17 protein-coding genes are annotated in these 22,344 nt (G+C 59.1%); 7 read left to right on the forward strand and 10 right to left on the reverse strand.

Going from position 1 to position 22,344, the window contains the following annotated elements; genetic code table 11:
* Positions 1-20 precede the first annotated feature (20 nt).
* On the forward strand, positions 21-797 hold the full coding sequence (locus QLG10_RS07070; protein ID WP_188264341.1) for a ferredoxin--NADP reductase: 777 nt from the start codon (positions 21-23) through the stop codon (positions 795-797).
* Between the two features lie 31 nt (positions 798-828).
* Here the strand turns inward: QLG10_RS07070 and mscL are convergent, their stop codons facing one another.
* On the reverse strand, positions 829-1,242 hold the full coding sequence (gene mscL / locus QLG10_RS07075; protein ID WP_110751009.1) for a large-conductance mechanosensitive channel protein MscL: 414 nt from the start codon (positions 1,240-1,242) through the stop codon (positions 829-831).
* Positions 1,243-1,861: 619 nt separating this feature from the next.
* On the opposite strand from mscL, the gene radA reads away from it, so the two are divergent.
* Positions 1,862-3,229, forward strand: coding sequence for a DNA repair protein RadA (radA, locus tag QLG10_RS07080; RefSeq protein WP_020798677.1), 1,368 nt, complete (start codon positions 1,862-1,864; stop codon positions 3,227-3,229).
* 120 nt (positions 3,230-3,349) lie between these two features.
* On the opposite strand, the gene QLG10_RS07085 is transcribed toward radA, so the two are convergent.
* Positions 3,350-3,718 (reverse strand): PilZ domain-containing protein, encoded by a 369-nt coding sequence (locus tag QLG10_RS07085; protein WP_282486397.1) that lies wholly within the window; start codon positions 3,716-3,718, stop codon positions 3,350-3,352.
* A 160-nt stretch (positions 3,719-3,878) separates the two neighbouring features.
* Between QLG10_RS07085 and QLG10_RS07090 the strand changes: the two genes are divergently transcribed.
* The 3 genes from QLG10_RS07090 to yjiA all read left to right on the forward strand — a co-directional run bounded on the left by QLG10_RS07090 (position 3,879) and on the right by yjiA (position 7,293).
* Entirely contained in the window at positions 3,879-5,945 is a 2,067-nt protein-coding gene (locus tag QLG10_RS07090; protein ID WP_282486399.1) for a carbon starvation CstA family protein, read from the forward strand.
* Between the two features lie 15 nt (positions 5,946-5,960).
* Positions 5,961-6,158, forward strand: a complete 198-nt coding sequence (locus QLG10_RS07095) for a YbdD/YjiX family protein (RefSeq protein WP_008058222.1) — start codon at positions 5,961-5,963, stop codon at positions 6,156-6,158.
* 163 nt (positions 6,159-6,321) lie between these two features.
* A complete protein-coding gene (gene yjiA, locus QLG10_RS07100) occupies positions 6,322-7,293 on the forward strand; it encodes a GTPase (protein WP_110751015.1) in 972 nt (323 codons plus the stop codon).
* On the opposite strand, the gene QLG10_RS07105 is transcribed toward yjiA, so the two are convergent.
* The 5 genes from QLG10_RS07105 to QLG10_RS07125 all read right to left on the reverse strand — a co-directional run bounded on the left by QLG10_RS07105 (position 7,290) and on the right by QLG10_RS07125 (position 15,626).
* The gene (locus QLG10_RS07105; protein ID WP_282486402.1) at positions 7,290-7,979 is read right to left on the reverse strand and encodes a GntR family transcriptional regulator; all 690 of its coding nucleotides are present in this window, start codon (positions 7,977-7,979) and stop codon (positions 7,290-7,292) included. The genes yjiA and QLG10_RS07105 overlap by 4 nt on opposite strands.
* A 25-nt stretch (positions 7,980-8,004) precedes the next feature.
* The gene (locus QLG10_RS07110) at positions 8,005-8,709 is read right to left on the reverse strand and encodes a FadR/GntR family transcriptional regulator (protein WP_110751019.1); all 705 of its coding nucleotides are present in this window, start codon (positions 8,707-8,709) and stop codon (positions 8,005-8,007) included.
* Positions 8,710-8,775: 66 nt separating this feature from the next.
* Positions 8,776-10,089, reverse strand: coding sequence for a C4-dicarboxylate transporter DctA (locus QLG10_RS07115; RefSeq protein ID WP_110751021.1), 1,314 nt, complete (start codon positions 10,087-10,089; stop codon positions 8,776-8,778).
* A gap of 339 nt (positions 10,090-10,428) precedes the next feature.
* Entirely contained in the window at positions 10,429-11,682 is a 1,254-nt protein-coding gene (gene glyA / locus QLG10_RS07120; RefSeq protein WP_020798669.1) for a serine hydroxymethyltransferase, read from the reverse strand.
* 155 nt (positions 11,683-11,837) lie between these two features.
* Positions 11,838-15,626, reverse strand: a complete 3,789-nt coding sequence (locus QLG10_RS07125) for a bifunctional diguanylate cyclase/phosphodiesterase (protein WP_110751025.1) — start codon at positions 15,624-15,626, stop codon at positions 11,838-11,840.
* A 345-nt stretch (positions 15,627-15,971) separates the two neighbouring features.
* Between QLG10_RS07125 and ettA the strand changes: the two genes are divergently transcribed.
* Positions 15,972-17,636 carry an energy-dependent translational throttle protein EttA gene (gene ettA, locus QLG10_RS07130; protein WP_020798667.1) on the forward strand — a complete coding sequence of 555 codons (1,665 nt, stop codon included), beginning with the start codon at positions 15,972-15,974 and terminating at the stop codon, positions 17,634-17,636.
* Positions 17,637-18,008: 372 nt separating this feature from the next.
* The gene (gene gdhA / locus QLG10_RS07135; protein ID WP_110751027.1) at positions 18,009-19,346 is read left to right on the forward strand and encodes an NADP-specific glutamate dehydrogenase; all 1,338 of its coding nucleotides are present in this window, start codon (positions 18,009-18,011) and stop codon (positions 19,344-19,346) included.
* Here gdhA and QLG10_RS07140 read toward each other — a convergent pair.
* The 3 genes from QLG10_RS07140 to QLG10_RS07150 all read right to left on the reverse strand — a co-directional run bounded on the left by QLG10_RS07140 (position 19,343) and on the right by QLG10_RS07150 (position 22,335).
* Positions 19,343-19,837 (reverse strand): GreA/GreB family elongation factor, encoded by a 495-nt coding sequence (locus QLG10_RS07140; RefSeq protein ID WP_110751029.1) that lies wholly within the window; start codon positions 19,835-19,837, stop codon positions 19,343-19,345. The two genes, gdhA and QLG10_RS07140, sit on opposite strands and share 4 nt — an antisense overlap.
* 70 nt (positions 19,838-19,907) lie before the next feature.
* Positions 19,908-20,264: a hypothetical protein gene (locus QLG10_RS07145; protein WP_110751030.1), complete on the reverse strand. Its 357-nt coding sequence runs from the start codon at positions 20,262-20,264 to the stop codon at positions 19,908-19,910.
* Positions 20,265-20,481: 217 nt separating this feature from the next.
* Entirely contained in the window at positions 20,482-22,335 is a 1,854-nt protein-coding gene (locus QLG10_RS07150; protein ID WP_248676992.1) for a DUF4105 domain-containing protein, read from the reverse strand.
* Positions 22,336-22,344: the final 9 nt, after the last annotated feature.

Genomic DNA, 22,344 nt, shown 5'->3' on the forward strand with positions numbered 1-22,344 from the left:
TGTGTTGAAGGGAGCACCCCATGACCGCCAGTGAAGAGAAATTTACCCGCCAGACCTTGCTCGACGTCCAGCCATTGACGCCGAACCTGTTCACTCTGCGCGCCACACGGGATGCAGGTTTTCGCTTTCGCGCAGGGCAATTCGCCCGGCTGGGTGTGATCAAGGCTGATGGCAGTACGGTGTGGCGCGCCTATTCGATGGTGTCTTCACCCTATGACGAGTTTCTCGAGTTCTTTTCCATTGTCGTACCCGGCGGCGAATTCACCAGTGAGCTCAGCCGGCTGGGCATTGGCGATACGCTGTTGGTCGATCGGCAGGCGTTCGGGTACCTGACACTCGACCGTTTCGTCGATGGGCGTGATTTGTGGTTGTTATCCACCGGTACAGGTCTGGCGCCGTTTCTATCGATCCTGCAGGACTTCGAGGTCTGGGAAAAATTCGAGCGAATCATCCTGGTGTATAGCGTCCGGGAAACCAGGGAGCTGGCTTATCAAGCGCTGATCGCAGGCTTGGCGCAGCGTGATTATTTGAAGGAATTTGCCAACAAACTGCAGTTGATCAACACGGTGACCCGCGAGCGGCATCCGGGTGCCCTCAACGGACGGATCACCACCTTGATTGAAAACGGTGAACTGGAGCGGGTGGCTGGCGTGGCGCTGACGCCAGAACATTCGCGGGTGATGTTGTGCGGAAACCCGCAAATGATCGAAGACACGCGCAAATTGCTCAAGCAGCGCGACATGCACTTGAGCCTCAGCCGGCGGCCCGGTCAGGTGGCAGTGGAAAATTTCTGGTAAAAAAAACGGCGCCTTTCAAGCGCCGTTTGATTCAGGGTCGATTGTTCTGGGCCCGGAGCAAATCGCGAATCTCACCGAGTAACTCTTCTTCCTTGGTCGGAACCGGCGGCAGGGTGGGTGCGACGGCTTCTTCGCGCTTGAGGCGATTGATGGCCTTGACGCCCATGAAGATCGCAAACGCGACGATGACGAAGTCGATCAGGGTCTGGATGAATTTACCGTACGCCAGGACCACCGCCGGAGCATCGCCTTGGGCAGCCTTGAGTGTAATGGCCAGGTCACTGAAGTCCACGCCGCCGATCAGCAAGCCAATGGGGGGCATGATCACATCGCCGACAAACGAAGTCACGATCTTGCCGAAAGCAGCGCCGATGATGATACCGACGGCCATGTCGATCACATTGCCTTTGACCGCGAAGGCCTTGAACTCGTTTAACACGCCCATAGGTCATTTCCTTGTTACAGATGAGGTTGGTGAACGCAGTGTAAATCAGCAAATCGCATCCTGCTCGAAACGACTGCGTGCGAGGTTCGCCTGCAAAGGACCGGAGCATTGGCAAAAAGTTTACACAATGCCGCCTCTCCAGACGTCATCATTGCTTATCGGCCGCCTCTGGGATTTGGCGATCTGGCGAGTGAAGGGCGAGAAGGTCGCAATAATTTACACTGTGTGATTTGGCTTTGTTTATTGCAGCACCTGTCATCTGGTTGTCATTTTTAGACGGTGTTTCCATTGGATAGAAACACTCGGTTCCCAAAGCAGATGATAATATTTGTGTGACGATTCTCAACATGCTGTTGTTGTACGTTTAAGTAATTATTGGTTAGTGTTTGTACAAGTTTTTTTGTGTGCTTATTAACGGAGCGGCAGATGTTTCCGGTATTTGTGTATAAGTAAGCTGTGTTTGGACCTTATGTTGTGTGTGTAGTTTGTGTTTAAAATCTTGTTGAGCAAGATTTACAGCGTTGAATTGAAACTACTCATTCAAGACAGGCCGGCATCAATCGCAACGCACCGCGGCGGCTGACCTGAGCTATTATCGCGGTTTTTGCCGGGAGTTCAGATGGCCAAGGCCAAGCGCATGTACGGCTGCACTGAGTGCGGTTCAACCTTTCCCAAGTGGGCCGGTCAATGTGGTGAGTGCGGCGCCTGGAACACACTCACCGAAACCATGGTGGAGAGCGGCGGGGCAGCGGCACCCAGCGGTCGCACTGGCTGGACCGGTCAGCAGGCGCAAATCAAGACCCTGGCTGAAGTCAGTGTCGAGGAGGTCCCGCGCTTTTCCACGGCTTCCAGTGAGCTTGACCGGGTACTCGGTGGTGGCCTGGTGGATGGCTCGGTGGTGCTGATCGGCGGTGATCCGGGAATTGGCAAATCCACCATTCTCTTGCAAACCTTGTGCAATCTCGCCAAGAGCATGCCGGCACTGTATGTCACGGGTGAAGAGTCGCAGCAACAGGTGGCCATGCGCGCCCGACGCCTGGGGCTGCCACAGGATCAGCTGCGGGTCATGACCGAAACCTGCATAGAAACCATCATTGCTACCGCTCGGGTGGAAAAGCCCCGGGTCATGGTGATCGACTCGATCCAGACGATTTTCACCGAGCAACTGCAATCCGCACCGGGCGGTGTGTCCCAGGTTCGTGAGAGTGCGGCGCTGTTGGTGCGTTACGCCAAGCAGAGTGGCACCGCGATTTTCCTGGTGGGGCATGTGACCAAGGAGGGCGCGCTGGCGGGGCCCCGCGTACTGGAACACATGGTCGACACCGTGTTGTATTTTGAAGGCGAATCAGACGGGCGCCTGCGCCTGTTGCGGGCGGTTAAGAACCGTTTCGGTGCGGTTAACGAACTGGGCGTGTTCGGCATGACCGACAAGGGCCTGAAAGAAGTCTCCAATCCTTCGGCTATTTTTCTGACCCGTGCGCAGGAAGAAGTCCCGGGCAGTGTGGTCATGGCGACATGGGAAGGCACGCGGCCGATGTTGGTGGAAGTCCAAGCGCTGGTAGATGACAGTCACCTGGCCAATCCACGCAGGGTAACCCTGGGTCTGGATCAGAACCGGCTGGCAATGTTATTGGCAGTTCTGCATCGGCATGGCGGCATACCCACCCACGATCAGGATGTGTTCCTCAACGTGGTCGGAGGGGTGAAAGTACTGGAAACGGCATCTGACCTGGCTTTGATGGCAGCCGTCATGTCCAGTTTGCGCAACCGGCCGCTGCCCCATGATCTGCTGGTATTTGGTGAGGTTGGCCTTTCCGGCGAAGTGCGGCCGGTGCCAAGTGGTCAGGAGCGCTTGAAGGAAGCGGCAAAGCATGGCTTCAAACGTGCCATCGTGCCCAAGGGCAATGCGCCGAAAGAGCCGCCTGCGGGTTTGCAGATCATCGCGGTCACCCGTCTGGAGCAGGCCCTCGACGCCCTGTTCGAATAACACCAATCCTCTGTAGGAACGAGCCTGCTCGCAAAAAACGTTTGGATCACGCGCTCATTCAGATAGCCCGCGTCATCGTTGACGTCCATCGCGAGCATGCTCTCTCCTACAGGGGGGGAATCAGATTTCGATGAGCGCGCCCAGTTCGCGTTCAAGCTCCTGCGGATTGCCCAGATTGAATTCAATCAATCGCCGCAGGCGTTCAATGGACTCCAGGCTGATGTGCCTGCACACGAAACCCAATTGACCATTGTCTTCATGGGTCAATTGCACATCCATGGCGATGTGGTTGTCTTCGCTCAAATGGATGTCGACAGAAAAATCCTGCTGCCCGTTGCCAAGCCACGGCTCCGGTCGCTCGATCAGCAAGCCCTTGAGCGACAGATCGATCAGCTTCACCGGCCAGATGAACGCGCCTTGGCTCAGCTCGGTTCTGGCATCGAACGCAATACGTTTGAAGCGGCGACGTTCGGTAGGGTGCTCGCTCATGGCGCGATCCTCGGAAATGTACGCTGACTATAGACCGGCCTTGCAAAAGGCTGCCAGCGCCAGCAGGTGTCTAGACCAATGTCGGGGTATGGCCTTTGCTGTCAGGCGAGCTAAACTCGAGGTGGCTGTCTTTCTTGTCCACTCTGGCTGGAATAATAAAATGAAAAATAATAATAGCCCGCTACGCCACTTACCCTGGCTGCTGCTGGCAATCGTTGGGGCGTGCGCCCTGAGCGTGGTGGCACTGCGCCGAGGTGAGGCGATCAACGCTTTGTGGATTGTGGTTGCTTCCGTGGCCATCTATCTGGTGGCGTATCGTTACTACAGTCTGTTTATCGCTAACAATGTCATGCAGCTCGATGCGCGACGGGCTACCCCGGCCGTGCTCAACAATGACGGTCTGGATTATGTCCCGACCAACAAGCATATTCTCTTCGGTCACCACTTCGCGGCCATCGCCGGCGCGGGACCGCTGGTCGGTCCGGTACTGGCGGCGCAGATGGGCTACCTGCCCGGCACGCTGTGGCTGATTGCCGGCGTGGTGCTGGCCGGTGCCGTGCAGGACTTCATGGTCCTGTTCATGTCCACCCGCCGCAACGGCCGCTCCCTGGGCGACATGGTCCGCGAAGAAATGGGCCGCATCCCCGGCACCATTGCGCTGTTCGGCTGCTTCCTGATCATGATCATCATCCTCGCGGTGCTGGCGCTGATCGTGGTCAAGGCCCTGGCCGAGAGCCCGTGGGGGATCTTCACGGTCATGGCGACCATCCCGATCGCGATGTTCATGGGCATCTACATGCGCTACATCCGTCCGGGTCGCATCGGCGAAATATCGGTGATCGGCGTGCTGTTGCTGCTGGGTTCGATCTGGCTGGGCGGGCAGATCGCCGCAGACCCGGTGTGGGCCAAGGCCTTTACCTTCACTGGTGTGCAGATTACCTGGATGCTGATTGGTTACGGTTTCGTGGCAGCCTCTTTGCCGGTATGGCTGATCCTGGCACCGCGTGACTACCTGTCGACCTTCCTCAAGATCGGTACCATCGTCGCTTTGGCGATCGGCATCCTGATCACCATGCCTGAGCTGAAAATGCCGGCGCTGACCCAGTTCATCGATGGTACGGGGCCGGTGTGGAAGGGCGGACTGTTCCCGTTCCTGTTCATCACCATTGCCTGTGGCGCCGTGTCGGGTTTCCACGCGCTGATCTCTTCCGGTACCACGCCAAAGCTGCTCGATAACGAGGTTAACGCCCGTTACATCGGTTACGGCGGCATGCTGATGGAATCCTTCGTGGCGATCATGGCCATGGTCGCGGCCTCGGTGATCGAGCCGGGCGTGTACTTCGCCATGAACAGCCCGGCGGCCGTGGTCGGCGGTGATGTGGTGGCCGTCGCGACCGCAGTCAGCAACTGGGGTTTTGCGATTACTCCCGAAGCCCTGCAAGCGGTGGCCAAGGACATCGGTGAAACCACCATCCTGGCCCGTGCCGGCGGTGCGCCGACCCTGGCCGTGGGTATCGCGCAGATCCTGCACAGTGTGCTGCCGGGTGAAAACACCATGGCGTTCTGGTATCACTTTGCGATCCTGTTCGAAGCGCTGTTCATCCTGACCGCGGTGGACGCCGGTACTCGCGCCGGGCGTTTCATGCTGCAGGACTTGCTCGGTTCCTTCGTGCCGGCGCTCAAACGTACCGAGTCCTGGGCAGCCAACTTCCTCGCCACCGCCGGTTGCGTGGCCATGTGGGGCTGGTTGCTGTACCAGGGCGTGATCGATCCGCTGGGTGGCATCAATACCCTGTGGCCGCTGTTCGGCATCTCCAACCAGATGCTGGCCGGTATCGCGCTGATGCTCGGCACCGTGGTGCTGATCAAGATGAAACGCCAGCGTTACGTCTGGGTCACCATGCTGCCTGCCGTGTGGTTGCTGATCTGCACCACCACCGCTGGCTTTATCAAGCTGTTCGACGCCAACCCGGCCATCGGCTTCCTGTCGCTGGCGAAAAAATACAGCGATGCGCTGGCCAATGGCCAGATCCTCGCCCCGGCCAAGGACATCACTCAGATGCAGCACGTGATCTTCAACGCCTACACCAACGCCACGCTGACCGCGCTGTTCCTGTTCGTGGTGTTCAGCATCCTGTTCTATGCGCTCAAAGTCGGTATTGCCGCCTGGGGTAAAAAAGAGCGTACGGATAAAGAATCGCCGTTCCAGGCGCTGCCGGATGCGTAACCAGAGGATTGCAGCATGTTCAATGACCTGAGTCGCCTCGGTAAATACCTCGGTCAGGCCGCGCGCCTGATGGTCGGCATGCCCGACTACGACAATTACGTCGAGCACATGCAAAGCAAGCATCCGGACAAACCGGTGATGAGCTACGAGGCGTTCTTTCGCGAGCGCCAGGAGGCTCGCTACGGTGGCAAGGGTGGGCCGAAGTGCTGTTGATTAAACAGCCAGGTTGACGCAATACCCTGTGGGAGCGGGCTTGCTCGCGAAAGCGGTGTGTCATTCAACATTCATGTCGACTGACACGACCTCTTCGCGAGCAGGCCCGCTCCCACATTTGTTTTGTGTTTTTCTTTCATTTCATTACGACAGGAGATTTAGCGTGTCCTCTCCAATTCCGGTAACCATCCTCAGCGGTTTTCTCGGCGCAGGTAAAACCACGCTGTTGCGCTATCTGCTCAAGGCCGAGCACGGCCTGAAAATCGCCGTGATCGAAAACGAGTTCAGCGATGCCGGTATCGACACCCAGCTGTTGGGTGACGAGCCGGTACAGGTCATGACATTGGCCAACGGCTGCGTCTGTTGCACCATTCACACCGACCTGACCAAGGCCTTGTACCTGCTGCTCGAACGCCTCGACAGCGGCGAGATCGCCTTTGATCGCCTGGTGATCGAATGCACCGGCCTCGCCGACCCGGCTCCGGTGGCACAAACTTTCTTCATCGACGAGGAGCTGCGCGAGCGCTACATCCTCGACGGCATCATAACCTTGGTGGACGCGGCGCACGCCGAACAGCACCTGACCCAGACCATCGCCCAGGCGCAGATCGGTTTCGCCGATCGTTTGCTGGTGAGCAAGCGTGATCTGGTGGACGAACCTGCATTCACGGCGTTGAGCGAGCGCCTGACCCGTATCAATCGTCGTGCGCCGATTCGTGTGGTCGACCACGGCAAGATCGACCTGGCCGAGCTGCTCGATGTGCGTGGCTTCAACCTCAACGCCGATCTGGGCGGCGGCGTGAGTTTGCGTCCAGTGAGCCAGGCACCGTCCATCGACCGTATTTCCAGCCTGGTGCTGCGCACCGAAAAACCGCTGGATATCGACAAACTCAGCGAGTTCATGAACGAGCTGCTGGAGGAGCACGGCAAACAACTGCTGCGCTACAAAGGCGTCTTGAACATCCTCGGCGAGCCGCGCCGCATGGTGTTTCAGGGTGTGCTGAAACTTTACGGCTTCGACTGGGACACGGAGTGGGCGGCCGATGAAACCCGTGAAAGCGTGATCGTGTTCATTGCCGACGATTTGCCGCAGGAAAAGATTCGCCAAGGGTTCGCGCGAGTGGCGGCGGGCTAACCGGCAATACGCTTCTGGTCGGAGTGCGGTTGAGCGTTCAGCAAAACCGCCTCCAGATGATCCAAGTGACGGTTCAGTAGCATCACCGCCATCGCGGTATCTCGACGCGTGAGCGCATCCACTATTTTCTCGTGCAGTTGCCAAACGCAATAGTCCTCTAAAGCTGCGTTAAACTGCGCAATCGCCAATGAGGTCAAAGGCACCAGGTTGCCGAGAAAATGCGCTAGCGGAGCGTTGCCCGCCATTTCTGCCAACTGCAGGTGAAACTCCCCCGACAGGCGAATCGCCCGGCCATGCTCGGCGCATTGGCGCTCGGTATCGACCAGCGCTCGTAAGCGCTCCAAGGCAAGCGGGCAGGGTCGCTGGCAGGCCAGCCTCACCAGCATGAGCTCGGTCAGTCGCCGGGCATGCAACGCCTGCCGGGCTTGCTCGGCATTCAGCTGCGCGACACGAGGTCGATGGTTGGCCCGAAGGACAATGACCTGCTGGTGGGACAGCTGCGTCAGCACGCCACGGATGGCGCTGCGTCGAACACCAAACATCTGCGCCAGGCTTTCTTCGGTAAAGCGACTGGTCGTGTCGAGGCGCTGTTCGAGAATGGCATCGAGCACCCGTGAGTACAGATCCTCTACCGCCGGGGCAAAGGGCAGGGCAACAAGAGTCTGTGGCGAGGCGAAGCTGTTCATGGCCTGTCTCCAATTTGAAGCGGATTCAACTGCCGAGGTTGTCGTCCGGAATATTCAGTTCGATGCCCATGCGCTGACCTTCGCGCAAAATGTGCCGGCGCATCTCGGCGCTGGCCTGGGCGCTGTTCTTGCTGCGGATCGCTCGCACCACTGCTTCGTTTTCTTCAAGGCGTTCTGCCAGGTGTTCCGGGGAGTTGCGCAACACGTCGGCGCTCTGCTTGAGGGCATTGCTGGTCTGCTGGACCACGCTCTGGAAAATCGGGTTCGACGTCAGCGTGAACAGCTCTTCATGGAACGCGATGTAGGCATTCACGCCGGCTTCGCTGTCGTTGGCTTCCAGGGCTTCACGCATGTCCATCAGGGTCAGGCGCAGTTGCCCGACTTCCTTGCTGCTGATGGACTGCGCCACCAGGCCGACGATGAACGGCTCAAGGGTGTAGCGCAGTTGCAGGACATCTTCCAGGCTCGCCCCGGCCACGGCGCTGTCGTGGCTTTGGCTGTCGTTGATATTCGCATCCAGCACCACCACGCCTTTGCCCGGCATGGAGCGCACCAGGCCGAGGGTTTCCAGGACGATGACGGCTTCACGCAGGCTCGGGCGGCTGATGCCCAACTGTTCGGCCAGCTCACGCTGCCCCGGGAGCATTTCGCCGGAGCGCCACTGACCGCGGGCCAGTGCGGCCCGAAGCTTTTCTACGACTGAATTTACAACGGTCGATGAGGTAATCACTGTTCGCTCCATGAGCATCTATAGCGTTGTTGGCCGTGCCTGCCCGAAAGCAGGCACGGCGCTTGTTCAAAATTCCTGCTGATGGGCCGGGGCCACCGGTTTTCTCGGCTGGAAGGTATAACCCACCTGGCCGGAAAGCACCTTGTTCGCCCGCTGCACATCGATGTCCTTTTCCCAACGGGCAATGGCCACGGTCGCCACGCAATTGCCGATCAGGTTGGTCAGCGCCCGTCCGATGCCCATGAACCAGTCCACTGCCAGCACCAATACCAGGCCCACCACCGGAATCGCCGGAATCGCCGTCAGGGTGGCTGCCAAAATTACCAGCGCCGAACCGGGAATGCCGTGGGCGCCCTTGGAGGTGATCAGCGACACCAGCAGAATCGTCAGCAGGTCGGTCATCGCCAGCGGCGTGCCGGTGGCGTTGGCGATGAACACAATGGCCAGGGTCAGGTAGATCGAAAAACCGTCGAGGTTGAATGAATACCCGGTTGGAATCACCAGCCCGACCGTCGAGCTGCCGATGCCCAAATGCTCCAGCTTGCGCATGATTTGTGGTAACACGGCATCGGACGAAGCGGTCCCCATGACGATCAACAGTTCTTCGCGCAGGTACTTGAGCAGCGGCCACATCCGCAGGCCGGACAGGCGCATCACCAGGCCTAGAATCAACGCGACGAAAGCCACGCAGGTCAGGTAGAACAAACCGACCAGGCTACCCAGGTGCTGCAGTGAATCCAGGCCATATTTGCTGGTGGTGAAGGCGATCGCGCCGAACACACCGATCGGCGCCAGGCGCACGATCATGCCCATGATGCGAAAGATCACGTGGCTGAGCTCATTGATCAGTCGCGAGATACCGGAAGCGGCTTCGCCCACCAGATTCAACGCACTGCCAAACAACACCGAAAACAGCAGCACTTGCAGGATATTGTTGTCTGCGAAGGCGCCTATCACCGAAGTCGGGATCAGGTCCATCAGGAACTGCGTGGTGGTGTGCATGTGCTGGCCACGTTGGGCGATATCGCCCATGTCCGCGGCAGAAAGCTGATCCAGATGAATGTTCGCGCCGCTGCCGATTCCAGTACTGAAGGCGAATACCAAGCCGATCACCAACGCAATGGTGGTGAGGATTTCAAAGTAGATCACTGATTTCAGGCCGATGCGGCCGACCTTCTTAAGGTCGCCGGCGCCGCTGATACCGCTAACCACTACGCAGAACACAATCAGGCCGATGAGCATTTTGATCAGCTTGATAAAACCGTCACCAAGGGGTTTGAGCTGAGCGGAATATTCGGGAAGGGTCAGCCCGCAGACGATGCCGAGCACCAGTCCGAGAACCACTTGGAGGAAGATTGAACGCGAGCACCATCTGAGCATGGGAGGAATCCTGGTCGGTGTCCTGGCTGCCGTGCGCGTCGCGCATCAGATTCAGGACTTAATTATTGTGGTCTTACCGGTATGTCCAGTGCAGGCGCAGTCTACGCTGGGTTTTTTCAAGATTACAAGGGGAAATCGTAAAATTGGCATGACCGGTCTGACCGGTTGCGCTGGCTCATTGAAAATCAAAAGATCGCAGCCTTCGGCAGCTCCTACATTGGAATTCGCGTTTCCCCGTAGGCGCTGCCCAAGGCTGCGATCTTTTGATCTTTACGACAGGCAAAAAAAACCGGCCATCACTGGCCGGTTTTTTCATTGCTGCGGTCTAGCGGGGGCTTATTAAGCGCCGTATACCGGCAGCTTCTTGCAGATAGCCTTGACCTTCTCACGAACGGCATCGATCACCGCTTCGTTGTTCAGGTCTGCCAGGATGTCGCAGATCCAGCCGGCCAGTTCCTTGCACTCTGCTTCCTTGAAGCCGCGAGTGGTCACAGCTGGAGTGCCGAAGCGCAGGCCGGAGGTGACGAACGGGGAGCGAGGGTCGTTTGGCACGGAGTTCTTGTTCACGGTGATGAACGCTTTGCCCAGGGCGGCGTCGGCATCTTTACCGGAGATTTCCTGCTTGATCAGCGACAGCAGGAACAGGTGGTTTTCAGTACCGCCGGAAACCACGTCGAAACCGCGCTCGATGAACACGCTGGCCATGGCCTGGGCGTTTTTCACCACTTGTTGCTGGTAAGCCTTGAACTCAGGCTGCAGCGCTTCCTTGAAGCAGATCGCTTTAGCGGCGATTACGTGCTCCAGTGGGCCACCCTGGGCGCCCGGGAATACCGCGGAGTTCAGCTTCTTCTCGATGTCGGCGTTGGCGCGAGCCAGGATCAGGCCACCACGTGGACCGCGCAGGGTCTTGTGGGTGGTGGTGGTCACCACGTCAGCGAATGGCACCGGGTTCGGGTAGACGCCAGCGGCGACCAGGCCAGCCACGTGGGCCATGTCGACGAACAGGTAGGCACCCACCTTGTCGGCGATTTCACGGAAGCGTGGGAAGTCGAGGATCTGCGAGTAGGCAGAGAAACCGGCCACGATCATTTTTGGCTTGTGCTCAACGGCCAGGCGCTCGACTTCGTCGTAGTCGATCAGGCCGTTAGCGTCGATGCCGTACTGGATGGCGTTGTACAGCTTGCCGGAGGACGAAACGCTGGCACCGTGGGTCAGGTGACCACCGTGGGCCAGGCTCATGCCCAGGATGGTGTCGCCAGCCGACAGCAGGGCCAGGTAAACGGCGCTGTTGGCTTGCGAACCGGCGTGCGGCTGAACGTTGGCGTAATCGGCGCCGAACAGTTCTTTGGCTCGATCAATTGCAAGCTGCTCGACGATGTCAACATACTCGCAACCACCGTAGTAGCGCTTGCCCGGGTAGCCTTCGGCATACTTGTTGGTCAGTACCGAGCCTTGAGCTTCCATCACCGCAGGGCTGGTGTAGTTTTCCGAAGCGATCAGCTCAATGTGCTCTTCCTGGCGCTGAGCTTCTTGCTCCATGGCGGCAAAGAGATCGGCGTCGTACTTGGCAATAGTCAAATCACGGCTGAACATGGCGGTCCTCAAGGATCGGGGGCGGAAAAGGGGGGCATTCTAACCCAATGGGTTTTGGAAGGCATATGAAACGACATCATGTCGCAGACAAGTGGGCTTCATGACGGGATCAGCGGTGAATGGGCCGGCCTCTTCGCGAGCGTCACCACACAATGTCAGTCGAACATGAAGAGGGCATCATTGCTGAATTGCCCTTCAAAGGTGTGGGCCGGCATCGGCCGGCCGAACAGGTATCCCTGGACCTCATCGCAACCGTGTTCGCGCAGGAAATCCAGTTGCTCCTGGGTTTCCACGCCCTCGGCGATCACCGCCAGGTTAAGGCTGTGGGCCATGGCGATGATCGCCCGGGCGATCTGCGCATCCTGCTCACCCGATGGCAGGCCATCGACAAAGGTGCGGTCGATCTTCAGTACATCGATCGGGAACTGCTTGAGGTAGTTGAGCGATGAGTAGCCCGTGCCGAAGTCGTCGACCGCGATGCTCAGGCCAAGGTTTTTCAACCCGGCGAGAATTTGCATGGCTTCGCTGACTTCGCGCATCAGGATACTTTCGGTCAGTTCCAGTTCCAGGCACGCCGGAGGCAGGCCGGTTTCCTTCAGGATGTTGGCGATCCGCGTGCCAAGCTGGCCATCGGAAAACTGCCGTGCCGAGATGTTCACCGACACCTTCGGCACGCGCACCTTGGCCTGATGCCAGGTCTTGAGCTGGCGGCAAGCCTCGCTGATCACCCAATCCCCGACGTCCACTACCAGTCCGAGTTCTTCAAGCACCGGGATGAAATCTCCCGGCGGTACCAGGCCACGGCGCGGATGACGCCAGCGCAGCAAGGCTTCGGTGCCGGTCAGGCGTTTGCCATCGCCGCTGAACTGCGGTTGGTAGTACAGCACGAATTCGTTCTGTTCCAGGGCATGTCGCAAGTCGCTTTCCAGTTCCAGGCGCTCCAGGGCGCTGGCGTTCATGTCCGCCTGATAGAACTGGAAGTTGTTCTTGCCACGCTCCTTGGCGTGGTACATCGCGGTGTCGGCGTTCTTCATCAACTGGCTGAGTTCATTGCCGTCCTGCGGGCTCAGGGCGATGCCGATACTGGCCGTGACGAAGAACTCACGGCCTTCGAGTACGAAGGGTTTGACCAGGCTGGCGAGGATCTGCTCCGCCACGTGAATCGCCCGCGTCAAGGCGATTTCCCGGTTGGCCCGCGGTTGCAGGAGCAAGGTGAACTCATCGCCGCCCATGCGCGCGACCGTGTCGTCGTCGTCGACGCAACCGAGCAGGCGCGTGGCCATTTCCTTGAGCATGCGATCACCGGCGGCATGGCCCAGGGAGTCGTTGATCGGCTTGAAGCGGTCCAGGTCAAGGAACATCAACACCACCCAGGACTTCTGCCGTTCAGCCGCCTGCAACGCCGTGTGCAGGCGATCCTGGAACAGCGTGCGGTTGGGCAGGTGGGTCAGGGCGTCGTAATAGGCCAGGCGGTGAATCCGTTGCTCACTGGCTTTGCGTTCGCTGATGTCGCTGAAGAAACACACGTAGCTGGCCAGGTCGCCTTCGTCGTCCAGAACCGCGGTAATGCCGACCCAGGCCGGATAATGCTCGCCATTGCGCCGACGCAGCCACACTTCGCCTTCCCAGGTGCTGTGCTGGTTCAGTTGCTTGAGCACGTAGCGCAAATGGGCTTCCTGCTGCTCATCGACGGTGAGCATGTTCGGCAACTGGTCGAGTACCTGTTCCACGGCATAACCGCTGACACGACTGAAGGCTTCATTGGCCTGGACGATATAGCCGGCCGGGTCGGTAATGAGGATCGCCGAGGTCGAGTGTTCGAATACCGTTGCGGCCATTCGCAGGTCTTTCTCGGCCCGGCGTTGCTGGCTGATATCGCGACCGACGCCAAGCACGCCTTCGAATGCACCGTGTTCGTCCCAGACCAGGACCAGTCGCAGCTCGATAGGAATCTTGCGCCCATCGCCGCGCAGGCAGTCGAACAGAAATAGCTGGGTTTGTACCTGGCTGCGCAGCAGGGCCAGCTGTTCAGGTTTATCCAGTGCTTTGCTGACACGATCCATCAGGCTGTAGATGCCACTCAACTGTTGCGGATTGGCAATGGTCGATTGCCAGCCGTTCTGGAAAATCCACTCTACGTCGTAGCCCAGCACCCCCTGCACGGAAGGGCTTACATAGTTGAGCGCCATGCGGCTGTCGGTGGAAAAAATCACGTCGCTGATGCTTTCGGCGAGCATGCGGTAGCGCTGCTCGCTGTCGCGCAGCGACTCGCTGGCCTCGATCTGTTCGGTAACGTCCTTGGCCACGCCGATGATGCGGGTGACTTGGTCGTGCTTGTCCCGTGCCAGTGCCTGCTCGCGAATGTCGAAACGCCGCCATTGCCCGTCACGGTGGCGAAAGCGCAACTGGCATTGCATCAATTGGCTGTAGCCGCCTTGCCGCTGGGTCTGGCGCGACCGGTGGTAGTAATCGGCATCGTCAGGATGCAGGAGGATTTCCCAGAAGTACTCGCCCATCTGCTGCAGTTCGGTGCGGTTGTAGCCCAGCGTTTGGCCCAGGTGATGGTTGCTGAAGATCATTCGCTGGCTGATCACGTCTTGCACGTAAAGGTGATCGGGCACGGTCCGCACGACGTCAGACCAGAAACGTTCGCGCTCCTGCTGCGACAGCTCGATGAGCTTGCGGCTGGTGATATCGGTGATGCTCAGGATCACCGCCTTGAAGTCGTCAGGGTTCTGCGGCAGGCGCAACACCAGCCACAGATGCTGGTCACGACCCGAGGCGTCCTGGAGTTTGATTTCCAATTCGAGCTGTTGCTGTTTCCTGTGCACCGCTTCGAGCACCTGATTGCCGATGGCGCTGCCCTCTACAGGATTGCCATCGATCAACAGTCTCCAGACGTGTTCACAGGTATCGACGTTAAGCAGTTGCAGGGCGACCTGATTGACTTCGGTAATGCGCAGCTCCTGCAGCAGCTGCCGGCGCTGTTGCGCAACCGCCAGCCATGCTTGCAGTTGCTCGTCGCTCAGCAGTTGGGCCTTGTCAAACACGCTGCGCAGGCCAGACATGTCGAGTACGCACAATGCCACGCCCGAGCCTTCGAAAATTTCCTGGTAGCGTCGGCGACCTTCGTGCAGCTGGCGCTGCCGACGGCGCATGTTCAGCAGGACGATGAACGGCAGCATGGAAAAAGCCAGGCATAGCAGGCATTTGCCAATGAAAGCCGGTAGCAGTTCTTCGAGCACTCGCTGGCGATCGAACAGTCCACGTAGTTGCCAGTCGCTGCTGCTCAGCGCGACGGTCAGTACGCTGTTGGCCACATCGTCCTGGGTCAAGGTGCCTGGGTTGACCTGCGGCAATGCCTCGTCGCGGCTGAGGATCTGGTGATTGAAGCGATTTTCCACCAGCCACAGCGGGGCAGTACCCGTTTCGTTCAGATGGGTCAGTGAAGTGAAAAACGTCGGCCTGAAGCGCAAGGTCCAATAGCCGCGATTGCTGCCGCTGGCTTGATGTAACAGCAGATACACTCGCGAGCCGTCGATGGCGTTGCTGTAGTAGTGGGGTTGGGCGCGACTGCGTCGGACCAGCTCTCCCAGGTAGTCGGCATCGTCGCTGGTGCCGGCCGTGTCACTGAGGATTCTTCCCGAAGGGCTGAGCAGTGCCAGGCTGGAAAGCTCGGGCAAGGACTTTTGCAGTTTGCGCAGCAGGTCCTGCAGCTCGTCAGTACTTTGTGGCTGCTCGACAATCGGTAGCAGGTTGAGGGCGATCTGGGCGTTGAGCGCCATGTTCAGGCTCACTTGTGCGGCCTGGTCTGCGGTGTGGTCGATGGTCGCCTGGCGTTGGATCTTCTGGGTTTCCCGAAGCTGATCGAGCAGTTGCCAGCACAACAAGGCGAGCAGCAGCAACACGAGCATCGCCAAAGCGCCCTTGAGTGTGCCGCGCATGGGCGAGCCGGGTGCAACAGTCGGTGCACGGGGGATCAGGGACGGAGGGACACTGGACAAACTGTAATCCTGCGGTTTGGCTGGACTGGCGTGACGTGCACTATAAGTCGGACGCCCGAAGGGCGGCTAGCATGCCTTGAGTTGTGGCGAAGTGCCAGTCCCGCTCGGCTGGACTGCCATCTGTCATTAAGGTAGCTTTGCCGGTTACGCGGGAGCGTTCCAGCTCCTAGAATCAGACTTTTTTCAGCGCCTGCGCATTGACCTCGTCAAGCGTACGTCGCGCATGGTCTGGCCGGGCATCGCCTGCGCTCTATTCATTCATCAGTCACTGACCCTAGGTTCTCCATGGCTCAATACGTATTCACCATGCATCGGCTGGGCAAAGTTGTTCCGCCGAAGCGGGAAATCCTGAAAAACATCTCCTTGTCGTTCTTCCCGGGCGCCAAGATCGGCGTACTCGGCCTCAACGGTTCGGGTAAGTCCACCCTGTTGAAAATCATGGCTGGCGTCGACACCGAGTTCGACGGCGAAGCCCGTCCGATGCCAGACCTGAACATCGGCTATCTGCCGCAAGAACCACAACTGGACCCGACCAAGACCGTGCGTGAAGTGGTCGAGGAAGCGGTCAGCGTGATCAAGGACGCCCAGGCGCGCCTGGACGAGGTCTACGCGGCCTACGCCGACCCGGATGCCGACTTCGACAAGCTGGCTGCCGAGCAGGCCAAGCTCGAAGCCATCCTGCAAGCCAGCGATGGCCATAACCTGGAGCGCCAGCTGGAAGTCGCCGCCGACGCGCTGCGCCTGCCGGCCTGGGACGCAAAAGTAGAACACCTGTCCGGTGGTGAAAAGCGTCGTGTGGCCCTGTGCCGCCTGCTGCTGTCCGCGCCGGACATGCTGCTGCTCGACGAACCGACCAACCACCTGGACGCCGACTCCGTTGCCTGGCTGGAGCACTTCCTGCACGACTTCCCGGGCACCGTGGTTGCGATCACGCACGACCGTTACTTCCTGGACAACGTCGCTGGCTGGATCCTGGAACTCGACCGCGGCGCGGGCATTCCGTACGAGGGCAACTATTCGGGTTGGCTGGAAGCCAAGTCCGATCGTCTGGCCCAGGAATCCAAGCAGCAGTCGGCTCACGAAAAAGCCATGAAGGAAGAACTGGAGTGGGTGCGCAAAGGCGCCAAGGCCCGCCAGTCGAAATCCAAGGCTCGTCTGCAACGCTTCGAGGAAATGCAATCGCAGGAATTCCAGAAGCGCAGCGAAACCAACGAGATCTACATCCCGGCCGGTCCACGCCTGGGCGACAAGGTCATCGAATTCAAGAACGTCACCAAGGGCTATGGCGATCGCGTATTGATCGACAACCTGTCGTTCTCCATGCCTAAAGGTGCCATCGTCGGCGTGATCGGCGGTAACGGTGCCGGTAAGTCGACCCTGTTCCGCATGCTGATGGGCAAGGAAACACCGGATTCGGGCAGCATCGAAGTCGGCGAAACCGTGCAGTTGGCTTGCGTGGACCAGAGCCGCGAAGACCTGGACGGCAGCAAGACCGTGTTCCAGCAAATCTCCGACGGTTCCGACCAGATCCGCATTGGTAACTACGAGATTCCGTCGCGCACTTACGTCGGCCGCTTCAACTTCAAGGGCGGCGACCAGCAGAAGTTCGTCAAGGACCTCTCCGGTGGTGAGCGTGGTCGCTTGCACCTGGCCCTGACCCTGAAAGAGGGCGGCAACGTCCTGTTGCTCGACGAACCGTCCAACGACCTCGACGTCGAAACCCTGCGTTCCCTGGAAGAAGCCCTGCTCGACTTCCCGGGCGCTGCCATTGTGATCTCTCACGATCGGTGGTTCCTTGACCGCGTCGCGACGCACATCCTGGCGTACGAAGATGACTCGCAAGCTGTGTTCTTCGAAGGTAACTACACCGAGTACGAAGCCGATCGCAAAAAGCGTCTTGGCGAAGCCGCTGCCCAGCCACACCGGGTACGACACAAGAAACTGGCCTGATCTGGGGTTGGTTGCATGAAAAAACGGAGCCTTCGGGGCTCCGTTTTTTTTTATTCGTTTTCCAGTGGCACCGCGGTGTATTCATCGCAGGCAAGCCAGCTGCCACAGGGAATGGGTAATGGCCGGAAAGTGTGTACAACATCCAAACTGTGGGAGCTGGCTTGCCAGCGATGGTGGTGTTACTGATGGTGCGGTATTCAGGGAGGCTCTCCCTATTTAGGTGCAGAAATGGTCGATAATCGGACAAAATTTATATCAAGTGCACCATTTAATTTCATAAATGCGACATTCTGCTCTGTCCTAGTGCGCGTTTCGTTTGTTAAAGTCCGGCCCAATTTCTACCAATGACAATAAATTTGCCGAGACTTTTCCATGATCGAATCCGTCGAATCCTTCCTTGCCCGCCTGAAAAAGCGCGACCCGGACCAGCCTGAATTCCACCAGGCCGTCGAGGAAGTCTTGCGTAGCCTGTGGCCATTTCTCGAAGCCAATCCGCATTACCTGACCTCGGGCATCCTGGAGCGCATCTGCGAGCCGGAGCGAGCTGTCGTGTTCCGCGTGTCCTGGGTCGACGATCACGGCAAGGTGCAGGTCAATCGCGGTTTCCGTATCCAGATGAACAGCGCCATCGGCCCATACAAAGGCGGCTTGCGTTTCCATCCGTCGGTGAACCTGGGCGTCTTGAAGTTCCTGGCCTTCGAGCAGACCTTCAAGAACTCATTGACGTCGTTGCCCATGGGCGGCGGCAAAGGCGGTTCCGATTTCGACCCCAAAGGCAAAAGCGACGCCGAAGTCATGCGCTTCTGCCAGGCCTTCATGAGTGAGCTGTATCGCCACATTGGCGCCGATGTCGACGTGCCGGCCGGCGATATCGGCGTCGGTGCCCGTGAGATCGGCTTCCTGTTCGGTCAGTACAAGCGCCTGAGCAACCAGTTCACCAGCGTGTTGACCGGCAAGGGACCGAGCTATGGCGGCAGCCTGATTCGCCCTGAGGCCACCGGATTCGGTTGCGTGTACTTCGCCGAGGAAATGCTCAAGCGTCGCGGCGAAACCGTCGAAGGCAAACGTGTGGCGATCTCGGGTTCCGGTAACGTTGCGCAGTACGCGGCGCGCAAGGTCATGGACCTGGGCGGCAAGGTTGTTTCGCTGTCTGACTCCGAAGGCACGCTGTATTGCGAAAGCGGGCTGACCGAAGAGCAGTGGCAGGCAGTGCTTGAACTGAAAAACGTGCAGCGCGGACGCATCAGCGAGCTGGCGGGTCGTTTTGGCCTGGAGTTCCTGGCTGGCCAGCATCCGTGGGGGCTAGCTTGCGAGATCGCGTTGCCATGCGCCACGCAAAACGAACTGGATGCCGATGCGGCACAGGCGTTGCTGCGCAATGGCTGCTTCTGTGTAGCGGAGGGGGCGAACATGCCGACCACCCTCGAAGCCGTGGACCTGTTTATCGAAGCAGGCATCCTGTTCGCGCCGGGCAAGGCGTCCAATGCCGGTGGTGTTGCTGTCAGCGGTCTGGAGATGTCGCAGAACGCCATGCGTCTGCTATGGACCGGTGGTGAGGTGGACAGCAAGCTGCACGCCATCATGCAGTCGATCCATCACGCTTGCGTGCATTACGGTGAGGAGAATGGCCAGGTCAACTACGTCAAGGGTGCGAACATCGCCGGTTTCGTCAAAGTCGCCGACGCGATGCTGGCCCAAGGTGTGGTTTAACCCGGTTCGATACGAATGATCTCGATCGTTTGATCGCCGGCCGGGCGTTGCCACAGCACCTCGTCACCGAGTTGCGCCCCGAGCAGCGCCCGACCCAGCGGTGATCCCCAATTGATCAGGCCATGAGCTGCATCGGCCTGATCTTCGCCCACCAGTTGCACCCGGTGTTCGGCGTCATGTTCATCGGCGTAGGTTACCCGGCTGCCGATCTGCACTTTTTCGGTGGACGTGGCGACTGGTACGACCTGGGCGCTACCCAGGCGTTGCTTGAAATAACGCAGGTCGCGCTCCAGGTCGGCCAGGCGCTGCTTGTCGGCCTGATCGCCCTCCGCAGACTGCGCGGCGTGCAGGGCTTGCAGTTCGCCAACCTTGGCCTGCAGCAGTTTCAGGCCCTGTGGTGTGACGTAGTTGGGCTGCGCGCTGACTTGCCGTTCGACTGGCTGATCCGCTTGCGCAGCGGCGTTATCTTCATTGACGAATGCCCGGCTCATGGTTTTCTCCCGTTATAGGGTTTGGGCCATGCTCGCAGGCATTTGGTTGCACGGGATGTCTGAAAGCGACTTATGGCGAGCGATAGGCTCGGGCGGCATCCTGATCCTTCTGTTGTTCCCAGGCTTTGTCCCGTTCATTGAGGTGACTGTTGCGATAGTTGCCACGATCCTCGTTTTCGCGCATGGCCTGACATTGTCGGAAACCATCGCTCCAGCCTTCGGCGTAATTCTTGTCCTTCAGGTAGCGCGGGACGTTTTTGCGAAACTCGCCGGTAATGGCTCCGGCGGCCTGTCGACCACTGCTGCACCCATCATCGAAGCCGTCGGCGAATGCGGGTGGATAACCCTTGGCGATCAAATCTTCATGGGTTGTCTGGCAACCTGCGATCAACATCAACAAACTCAACACACCCGCGCAACGCCACATCTCGGACTCCCGGGGCCGTTTAACGGCCTATAGGGGAAGTCTAGGTGCGGGTTCGTCAGGTGTTTGTGGAAGGCCTGTGAAAAATCCATTCAACATCACAATCCCCTGTGGGAGCGAGCCTGCTCGCGAGGGCGGTGGATCAGCCGCCATCGATGTCGGCAGACAGTGCGCATTCGCGAGCAGGCTCGCTCCCACAGGGTGGATCGGTGAGTTTTGGTCAGTAGTGATACCACTTCACCTCTAGCATCACCTCATTCTCAGGGGTGGCCAGGTGGCTGAACTCGCGCTGGGCGCTCAGGCGCACACCGAGGTTGCGTGACAATTCCCACTGCTGGTTCAGGCTCAGGCTACGGCGCACTTCGCCATTGGTGAAGAAATCGCCTTTTGCCTCCAGGCTCAGATTGCCCAGCGGGTTTTTCCACAGCAGGCCGGTGTTGAAACCGGCCGCCGGCGATATGAATTCGGCGAAGTCATTGTTGTGCTCCACGCGCACGGTACCCAGGGCGAACCCCAGCATGTCGTCGCCCAGTTGCCAGGTTCCACCGCCGCCGCCATTGACGTGGCTGACCAGGGTTTCATCGTCATGCTTGCCCGGTACTCGTTCCAGGCCACCAGTGACCTGCCACGACAACGGTTGCAGCAACTCATTGCGCGGGGTCAGGGAGCGAATGGTCGCCAGGTCCAGTTGCTGCACTTGCCAGTCATTGCCCTCGTACTGACGCAGTTTCAATTGCAGGATCTCGATCTGTGCGCCGAGGGGGAAGCTTTCGGCGTTGTCATTGAGATCGTGATAGGCCATGCGCAAGCCGTACTCGCCAAAGGCTCGGTCGCCACGGGTGCCCAGCCCGGCCTGCCAGGTGCGCGATTCGTGGCCGTCCTCGGGCAGGCCAGGCTGCGGGATATCCAGTTCCGGTGCGGGATTGCGATTGATCGCCCGCAGTAACTCAAAGCTGCGCTGGGCCCGCTGCGGATCACGCTCCTGGCCGTTGGCGCGATAGCGTTCCAGGCGGTAGGCCGCATCGATGATCAGCGCCTGGCGGTCACGGGGTTGCGCCTTGAATTCGGGCGTTTGCAATTGATTCTGGTCGGCGCTGACTTTCAGTACCCACTGTTGTTCTTCATCGGTCAGTGGCTCGGCTCGGCTCAGCAATTCCCGTTCGCGAGACGGACGATACTGGATGGACTCCACCAGCCCTGCCTCTTTCACGGCCTTGACGGTATCGGTGGGAATGGCTGTCAGCGGGAATTGCTCGGTCAGGCGCAGGCTCGGACGCGCCACTTGCAGCAGTTCCAGCAAGCGATAGGAGCAGTTTTCGTCGAAGAAGAAATAGTCGAACTGAATCTGTTTCAGTTCCCAGACGTGCTCGACCATGCGCGCTGTTTCCTGCTGGGTCAGGTTCAGGCGGTACTCCCACAGGTCACGGTTCTCGAGACTGCGATATTCCGAGAGCTTTTCCTGGTAGGGCACCAGCGCAAACAGCCCCGGATAGCCCCCCATCAAGCCTTTCCAGGCGTACAGGATGCTGTTGTCGGAACCCTCGATGTAGGCGCCGAAGTTGATCGCGTAACTGAGCAGCGAGGTCTTGTCGCTTTGCACGTCCGCCTGATCGATGCGTAGCAACGTGTGGCCGAACATCGATGACGGGCTGTTCAGGTAGGCCGCCGGGAAGATCATCACCGCGCTGTGGGGCGAAACGTCCTTGAACCATTGCTTGAATTCGGCGCAGTCCAAAGCCGGCAGGTCGGTCAGGTTGAGCTGCGCCTTGAGCCAGCGGGTTCGTGCCGGGTAGACGCACTGCGCATGCTTTTCGCCGGCAGTGGCCGGGGCGTACAAGGCTTGCACGGTGGCCGCCAGTTCACGGTCCGGGTGTTCGTTGCCATCGGCGGCAAGAAAGAATTTCCTGTCGCTGACATAGCTTCGCCAGCCACCGAGCTTGGCGGTTTCGTAATGGCCCAGGGAAATCCAAAAGGGGTCGTTGGCCAGTTGCTGCAAACGTTGTGGATCGATGTGAGGCGCGGCGGACAGCGGGGCGCAGACACAGAGCGCCAGCCAGGCAAGGCGTTTGAGCATAATCAGCAA

Source organism: Pseudomonas sp. V98_8 (genome assembly GCF_029967975.1).
Taxonomy (GTDB): domain Bacteria; phylum Pseudomonadota; class Gammaproteobacteria; order Pseudomonadales; family Pseudomonadaceae; genus Aquipseudomonas; species Aquipseudomonas umsongensis.